Annotated in this window: 8 protein-coding genes and 1 tRNA gene; all 9 read right to left on the reverse strand. The window is 64.1% G+C overall.

Translation table 11 applies throughout. The annotated features are described in order from the left end of the window. Positions 1-191, reverse strand: a 191-nt coding sequence (locus PLC66_RS21505) for a hypothetical protein (RefSeq protein ID WP_324544237.1), incomplete at its 3' end; no start/stop codon positions are given. A gap of 76 nt (positions 192-267) precedes the next feature. After that, positions 268-4,401, reverse strand: coding sequence for a DNA-directed RNA polymerase subunit beta (rpoB, locus tag PLC66_RS21510; protein ID WP_324544238.1), 4,134 nt, complete (start codon positions 4,399-4,401; stop codon positions 268-270). Between the two features lie 195 nt (positions 4,402-4,596). Beyond that, a complete protein-coding gene (rplL, locus tag PLC66_RS21515) occupies positions 4,597-4,968 on the reverse strand; it encodes a 50S ribosomal protein L7/L12 (protein ID WP_002931563.1) in 372 nt (123 codons plus the stop codon). A gap of 57 nt (positions 4,969-5,025) precedes the next feature. Further along, the gene (rplJ, locus tag PLC66_RS21520) at positions 5,026-5,529 is read right to left on the reverse strand and encodes a 50S ribosomal protein L10 (RefSeq protein WP_324544239.1); all 504 of its coding nucleotides are present in this window, start codon (positions 5,527-5,529) and stop codon (positions 5,026-5,028) included. A gap of 254 nt (positions 5,530-5,783) precedes the next feature. Further along, a complete protein-coding gene (rplA, locus tag PLC66_RS21525) occupies positions 5,784-6,482 on the reverse strand; it encodes a 50S ribosomal protein L1 (RefSeq protein ID WP_324544240.1) in 699 nt (232 codons plus the stop codon). 2 nt (positions 6,483-6,484) lie between these two features. After that, a complete protein-coding gene (rplK, locus tag PLC66_RS21530) occupies positions 6,485-6,916 on the reverse strand; it encodes a 50S ribosomal protein L11 (RefSeq protein ID WP_324544241.1) in 432 nt (143 codons plus the stop codon). A gap of 119 nt (positions 6,917-7,035) precedes the next feature. After that, complete coding sequence (gene nusG, locus PLC66_RS21535) at positions 7,036-7,569, reverse strand: transcription termination/antitermination protein NusG (RefSeq protein WP_324544242.1); 534 nt, start codon at positions 7,567-7,569, stop codon at positions 7,036-7,038. Position 7,570: 1 nt separating this feature from the next. After that, positions 7,571-7,918, reverse strand: coding sequence for a preprotein translocase subunit SecE (gene secE / locus PLC66_RS21540; RefSeq protein ID WP_324544243.1), 348 nt, complete (start codon positions 7,916-7,918; stop codon positions 7,571-7,573). Positions 7,919-7,942: 24 nt separating this feature from the next. Then, positions 7,943-8,018 (reverse strand) — tRNA-Trp (locus PLC66_RS21545). Between the last annotated feature and the right edge of the window lie 114 nt (positions 8,019-8,132).

The following is an 8,132-nucleotide window of genomic DNA, read 5'->3' on the forward strand; positions in this document are numbered from 1 at the left end:
AAGATCTTGGCGCAGAACAGGCCGTCGCGCTCGGGCTTGAAGGTGCGGTAGTTGATGGTCTCGGGCTTCTTCACTTCGCCGTAGGACCACGACCGGATCTTGTCCGGCGACGCGAGACCGATGGTGATCGCGTCGAACTCTTCCTCGTTCGGCAGGGTTTGCTTGAACAGGTCAGCGAGCAGGCTCTTCATTGTTCACTCCATCCGGGGCGCAGCCGCCTTGGCCACGCCCCCGGGATTCAATCGCAGGCGGTTGGTCGGGTCGGAATCAGTTGCGGTCGAGATCGATGTCGATCGCGAGCGAACGGATTTCTTTCACCAGCACATTGAAGGACTCCGGCATGCCGGAATCGATCTTGTGCTCGCCCTTCACGATGTTTTCGTACACCTTGGTCCGGCCGGTCACGTCGTCGGACTTGACCGTCAGCATCTCCTGCAGCGTGTAGGCCGCGCCGTAGGCTTCCAGTGCCCACACTTCCATTTCGCCGAAACGCTGACCGCCGAACTGCGCCTTGCCGCCCAGCGGTTGCTGGGTGACGAGCGAGTACGGACCGGTCGAACGCGCGTGCATCTTGTCGTCGACCAGGTGGTGCAGCTTCAGCACATGCTTGTAGCCCACGGTGACCTTGCGCTCGAAAGCCTCGCCGGTGCGCCCGTCGTACAGCGTAACCTGGCCGCCGGTGGGCAGACCGGCGAGCTCCAGCATCTGCTGGATCTCAGATTCCTTGGCACCGTCGAACACCGGGGTGGCAAAAGGCACGCCCTTCTTCAGGTTGGTCGCCAGCTCGCTCACCTCCTCGTCCTTCAGGCCCGCGATGTCCTCGGACTTGCCGCTGCCGTTGTAGATCTGGTCGAGGAAGCCGCGCAGCTCGGTGGCCGATGCCTGCGCCTGCAGCATCTTGTCGAGCTGCTGGCCAAGCCCCTTTGCCGCCCAGCCCAGATGGGTCTCGAGGATCTGGCCGATGTTCATCCGCGACGGCACGCCGAGCGGGTTCAGCACGATGTCGAGCGGGGTACCGTCTTCCATGTAGGGCATGTCTTCGACCGGCACGATCTTCGACACCACGCCCTTGTTGCCGTGACGGCCGGCCATCTTGTCGCCCGGCTGCAGGCGACGCTTGACCGCGAGGTACACCTTGACCATCTTCTGCACGCCCGGCGGCAGCTCGTCGCCCTGGGTGAGCTTCTTCTTCTTGATCTCGAAGGCCTGTTCGAAGTCCTTGCGGGTGTTCTCGAGGCCTTCGCGCACCGCCTCGAGCTGCACCGCCATGGCCTCGTCGGCCAGGCGGATGTCGAACCAGTGGTAGGGCTCGAGGCCATCGAGGTAGGCGTCGGTGAGCTCGCTGCCCTTGGCCAGCTTCTTCGGACCGCCGTTGGCCACCTGTCCCAGGATCATGCGGCGGATACGCGCGAAGGCGTCTCGCTCGACGATGCGCATCTGGTCGGCGAGGTCGGTCTTGAAGCTGCGCAGCTGGTCGTCGATGATCGACTGCGCACGCTTGTCGCGCTCGATGCCTTCGCGGGTGAACACCTGCACGTCGATCACGGTGCCGACCATGCCCGAGGGCACGCGCAGCGAGGTGTCCTTCACGTCGGACGCCTTCTCGCCGAAGATCGCGCGCAGCAGCTTCTCTTCCGGCGTCAGCTGGGTTTCGCCCTTGGGCGTGACCTTACCCACCAGCACGTCGCCGGCCTCGACCTCGGCACCGATATACACGATGCCCGATTCGTCCAGGCGCGACAGTTGCGCTTCGCCCAGCGAAGCGATGTCGCGGGTGATCTCCTCGGGCCCGAGCTTGGTGTCGCGCGCCACGACGGTGAGCTCCTCGACGTGGATCGAGGTGAAGCGGTCGTCGGCGACCACGCGCTCGGAGATGAGGATCGAGTCCTCGAAGTTGTAGCCGTTCCAGGGCATGAAGCCGACCAGCATGTTCTGGCCGAGCGCCAGCTCGCCGAGGTCGGTCGACGCGCCGTCGGCGATCACGTCGCCCTTGGCCAGCACGTCGCCCACCTTCACCACCGGACGCTGGTTGATGTTGGTGTTCTGGTTGGAACGGGTGTACTTGATCATGTTGTAGATGTCGACGCCGACTTCACCCGGCAGGGTCTCGGCATCGTGAACGCGGATCACGATCCGGTTCGCATCCACATAGTCGACCACGCCACCGCGGCGCGCCTGCACGGCGGTGCCCGAGTCGACCGCCACGCGGCGCTCGATGCCGGTGCCGACCAGCGGCTTCTCGGGGCGCAGGCAGGGCACGGCCTGTCGCTGCATGTTGGCGCCCATCAGTGCGCGGTTGGCGTCGTCGTGCTCGAGGAAGGGAATCAGCGAGGCCGCGACCGACACGATCTGACCCGGCGCCACGTCCATGTACTGCACCATGTCCGAGGTCGCGAGCAGGAACTCGCCCTTGTGACGGCAGGACACCAGGTCGCCAGCGAGCATGCCGGCCTCGTCGATCTCGGCGTTGGCCTGCGCGATCACGTACTGGCCTTCCTCGATCGCCGACAGGAAATCGATCTGGTCGCTGACCTTGCCGTCGATGACCTTGCGGTACGGCGTCTCGAGGAAGCCGTGGCGGTTGGTGCGGGCGTACACGGCGAGCGAATTGATGAGGCCGATGTTCGGGCCTTCCGGCGTCTCGATCGGGCACACGCGGCCGTAGTGCGTCGGGTGCACGTCGCGCACCTCGAAGCCGGCACGCTCGCGGGTCAGGCCGCCCGGTCCCAGCGCAGAGACGCGACGCTTGTGCGTGATCTCGGACAACGGGTTGGTCTGGTCCATGAACTGCGACAGCTGGCTGGAGCCGAAGAACTCCTTGATCGCGGCCGAGATCGGCTTGGCATTGATCAGGTCGTGCGGCATCAGGTTGTCGGACTCGGCCTGCGACAGGCGCTCCTTGACCGCGCGCTCGACGCGCACCAGGCCGGCGCGGAACTGGTTCTCGGCCAGTTCGCCGACCGAACGCACGCGGCGGTTGCCGAGGTGGTCGATGTCGTCGATCTCGCCGCGGCCGTTGCGCAGCTCGACCAGCACGCCAACGACGGCGAGGATGTCCTCGTTCACCAGCACGCCGGGGCCGTCCTCGCCCTGGGCGCCGACACGCTCGTAGAAGCGCTTGAGCCAGCCCGGCGCCTTGTCGTCGATCTTCTCGGGATAAGCGCGGCGGTTGAACTTCATGCGACCGACCGAAGACAGGTCGTAGCGCTCCTCGGCGTAGAAGAGGCCGTTGAAGAGGCCTTCCACGGCGTCTTCGGTGGGCGGCTCGCCCGGACGCATCATGCGGTAGATCGCGACCTTGGCTGCCCACTGGTCGGCGGTCTCGTCGATGCGCAGGGTCTGCGAGATGTAGCCGCCGCGATCGAGGTCGTTGATGTACAGCGTGCGCAGCTCGGTCACACCGGCCAGGCGCAGCTTGTCGAGCAGATCCTCGGTGATCTCGTCGTTGGCACGCGCGAGCACCTCGCCGGTCTCGGGATCGGCGATGTTGGTGGCGATGACGCGGCCAAGAAGGAAGTCATCCGGCACGGCCATGGTCTTGACGCCGGCCTGGTCGATCTCGCGGATGTGCTTGGACGTGATGCGCTTCTCGCGCGCGACGATGATCTTGCCGTCGGGCGTGGTGATGTCGAAGCGGGCGACCTCGCCGCGCAGGCGCTCAGGTACGAGTTCGAACTGGGCGCCCTCGCCTTGCAGGTGAAAGGTGTCGGAGTCGTGGAAGGTGTCGAGGATCTCTTCCGGCGTCATGCCGATCGCGCGCAGCAGGATCGTCACCGGCATCTTGCGCCGACGGTCGACACGGAAGTACAGGTAGTCCTTGGGGTCGAACTCGAAGTCCAGCCAGGAGCCGCGATAGGGAATGATGCGCGCCGAGAACAGCAGCTTGCCCGACGAGTGCGTCTTGCCGCGATCGTGCTCGAAGAACACGCCCGGCGAGCGGTGCAGCTGCGACACGATGACGCGCTCGGTGCCGTTGATGACGAAGGAACCGGTCGTCGTCATGAGCGGAATCTCGCCCATGTACACTTCCTGCTCCTTGACTTCCTTGATCGTTTCCTTCGGCGCTTCGCGATCCATGATCACCAGGCGAACGCGCGCACGCAGCGGCGAGGCGAAGGTGAGGCCGCGCTGCTGGCATTCGGTGACGTCGAACGCCGGCTCACCCAGCATGTACTGCACGTACTCGAGACGGGCGTTGCCGCTGTGGCTCGAGATCGGGAAGATCGAGGTGAATGCGGCCTGCAGACCCTGGTTCCGCCGCGCCTCGGGCGGGGTCTCCGCCTGCAGGAATTCAGCAAATGACTCGATCTGGGTGGCGAGCAGGAAAGGCGCATCGAGCACGGCATCGCGCTTGGCGAAGCTCTTGCGGATACGTTTCTTTTCGGTGTAGGAATACGCCATGGATGCTCCGGCTAGAGGGCTAACATCGGAAAGACAGGACACAAAGTTCGGCTCGAACCGCTCAAGGGCAGACGCCCGGATTCGGCAAACGTTCTGGCCTGCCATCGTTGATTGCGGAGAGCGCCGCAACCTCGATCAGAAAGCACGAAAGGGCCGGCACTCCTGAGAGTGCCAGCCCCGCTGGTTCCGCGAGTATTACTTGATCTCGACCTTGGCGCCAGCTTCTTCCAGTTGCTTCTTCAGCGCTTCGGCGTCAGCCTTGGGCGCACCTTCCTTCACGGTCTTCGGCGCGCCGTCGACCACGTCCTTCGCTTCCTTCAGGCCCAGACCGGTGGCAGCGCGCACGACCTTGATGACCTCGACCTTCTTGGCGCCGGCTTCGAGCAGCACGACGTCGAATTCGGTCTTCTCTTCCACCGGGGCAGCGGCAGCGGCACCCGGGGCGGCCACGGCCAGCGAGGCGGCGGACACACCGAACTTCTCTTCGAACGCCTTCACCAGGTCGTTCAGTTCCATCACGGTCATGCCAGCAACGGCTTCCAGGATGTCTTCTTTGCTGATTGCCATTTCAAATCACTCCAGAATCGATACTTTTCAGAAAACTTGGGTAGCTGACTGCTGCGTTCAGGCGGCAGCGCCTTCTTCCTCGCGCTTCTTGGCGAGGGCGGCGAGCGCGCCAGCAAGGCCGGAGACCGGCGCCTGCATGACACCCAGCAGCTTAGCGAGCAGCTCTTCGCGGCTCGGGATCGAGGCGAGCGCCTGCACACCGGCCTTGTCGAGCGTGTTGCCCGCATAGGAGCCGGCCTTCAGGACGATCTTGTCGTTACCCTTGGCAAAGTCGTTGAGCACTTTCGCGGCAGCGACCGGATCGGCCGAAATACCGTAGATCAACGGCCCGGTAAGCTGGTCGGACAGCCCTTCGAACGGCGTACCGGCGACGGCACGACGCACCAGGGTGTTCTTCAGCACGCGCAGATAAACGCCAGACTCGCGAGCCTTGGCACGCAGCGCGGTGAGATCGCCCACCGCAATGCCGCGATACTCGGCCACCGCGATTGTCTGGGCGTTGGCCACTTGTGCCGACACCTCAGCCACTACGGCTTTCTTGTCATCGAGATTGAGACCCACAGGCCTTTCCTCCTTTCAAGTCCACACGCGGATCACTCGTGGCGATCCGCACCCACGGCGACCTGGATCAGGAGCGCGGCCACCGGGGTGGCCAAATCCTGTTCTGAGCACACCGTCTACGCAGGCCATTTCTGCTTAAGCGCTGCCTTGCGGCAAGCACACCTGCGGTCTTTGACGATCCGCAGCCACGCTGTGCGCGGCCACGTCTCAAAGTTCTTCGAACGCGCCACCACGGGGGCGGCGCGTCACGGCAATCAGGCCGGGTTGAGGCTGGCCGGCTCCACACGCACGCCCGCACCCATCGTGCTGGAGACGGCGATGCGACGCAGATACACACCCTTGGCAGCGGCCGGCTTCGCCTTGACGAGCGCATCGATGAAGGCCGCCAGGTTCTGCTGCAGGGCATCGACCTCAAACGAGGCACGACCGATGGTGGCGTGCACCAGACCGGCCTTGTCGGTGCGGTACTGCACCTGACCGGCCTTGGCGTTCTTGACCGCGGTGGTCACGTCCATGGTCACGGTACCGACCTTCGGGTTGGGCATCAGGCCGCGCGGACCGAGGATCTGGCCGAGCTGACCGACCACACGCATGGCGTCCGGCGTCGCGATGCAGACGTCGAAGTTGAGGTTGCCGGCCTTGACCTGCTCGGCCAAGTCGTCGAAACCGACGACCTCGGCACCCGCGGCGCGGGCAGCCTCGGCCTTTTCGCCCTGGGCGAACACGGCAACGCGGACCGACTTGCCGGTACCGGCGGGCAGCACGACGGAACCACGCACGACCTGGTCGGACTTGCGTGCATCGACACCCAGGTTAACGGCGATGTCGATCGACTCGTCGAACTTGGCGGTGGCGCATTCCTTCACCAGACGCAGGGCGTCAGCGACCGGATAGGCCTGGTTGCGATCAACCTTGGCGCGCAGCGCCTGAACTCGCTTGGACAGCTTCGCCATGATTACAGGCCCTCCACGGTGATGCCCATGCTGCGGGCGGAACCGGCGATGGTGCGCACGGCGGCTTCCAGATTGGCAGCGGTCAGGTCGGGCTGCTTGGCCTTGGCGATCTCCTCGACCTGAGCACGGGTGATCTTACCGACCTTGTCGGTGTGCGGTTTGGCCGAGCCCTTCTGCAGACCGGCAGCCTTCTTGATCAGGATGGTCGCCGGCGGCGTCTTCATGATGAAGGTGAAGGACTTGTCGGCGAAGGCGGTGATCACCACCGGAATCGGCAGGCCCGGCTCAAGACCCTGGGTCTTGGCGTTGAAGGCCTTGCAGAACTCCATGATGTTCAGGCCGCGCTGACCGAGCGCCGGACCGATCGGGGGGCTGGGATTGGCCTTTCCGGCCGGCACCTGCAGCTTGATGTAGCCAATGATTTTCTTTGCCATTGCGGCTTGCTCCTGTATTGAGTGCTAGCGCACCGGAACCCGTCCGGCGCTCCTCGCCATGCCCGCACTCGTCGGCCGAGTGAACGGGCAACGGCAGGCCCGGAGGCCCGCCATATCGCTTAGGTCTTTTCGACCTGGGCGAAATCCAGTTCCACCGGCGTGGCGCGACCGAAGATGGTCACCGACACGCGCAGCTTGTTCTTCTCGTAGTTCGCATCTTCGACCGAGCCATGGAAATCCGTGAAGGGGCCTTCCTTGACGCGCACGACCTCGCCGATCTCGAACAGCACCTTGGGACGCGGCTTGTCCACGCCGTCCTGCATCTGCTGCATGATCTTCTCGACCTCCTTCTCGGAGATCGGCGCAGGCTTGTTGGCGGTGCCGCCAACGAAACCCGTGACCTTGGGCGTGGACTTCACCAGGTGCCAGGTGTCGTCGTTCATTTCCATCTCGACGAGCACATAGCCGGGGAAGAACTTGCGCTCGGTAACGGTCTTCTGGCCGCCACGCATCTCGACGACTTCCTCGACCGGCACCAGGATCTGGCCGAAACTGTCCTGCATGCCAGCCCGATTCACACGATCGACGAGCGCACGCTGAACAGACTTCTCGAAGCCCGAATAGGCATGAACCACGTACCAACGCTTGGTCATATCACTTCCAACCCAGAACGAGATCGTACAGAACCCATTCCAGGGTCTTGTCCGTCAGCCACAGGAAGATCGCCATAACGACCACGAAGGCGAACACCAGACCCGTGGTCTGCATGGTCTCCTTGCGGCTCGGCCAGACGACCTTCTTGACTTCGGTGATCGATTCGCGCGCAAAGCCGATGAAGCGCTGCCCCTGCTCGGAAAAGGAAGCAACGGCAACACCGGCCCCCACACCAACCAGCACGGACAACACGCGCAGCACGAGAGGCTGTTCGGAAAGCAGATAGAAGCCGACCACGCCGGCCGCCAACAGAGCCAGCGCCAGCGCGAATTTCAACTTATCGGCCATTGCGGATAACCACCCGGAAAATTATGGCAGGGGCAGAGGGAATCGAACCCCCAACCTTCGGTTTTGGAGACCGACGCTCTGCCAGTTGAGCTATACCCCTGCAGCAGAGACTGCAAAGCGCACCCGAGCGGGCGCGCTTTCTGGCAACCAGCGAGTAGTTTACTCGATGATCTTGGCGACGACGCCGGCGCCGACGGTACGACCACCTTCGCGG

Origin of the sequence: Thauera sp. (genome assembly GCF_035444905.1) — a bacterium.
GTDB lineage: Bacteria > Pseudomonadota > Gammaproteobacteria > Burkholderiales > Rhodocyclaceae > Thauera.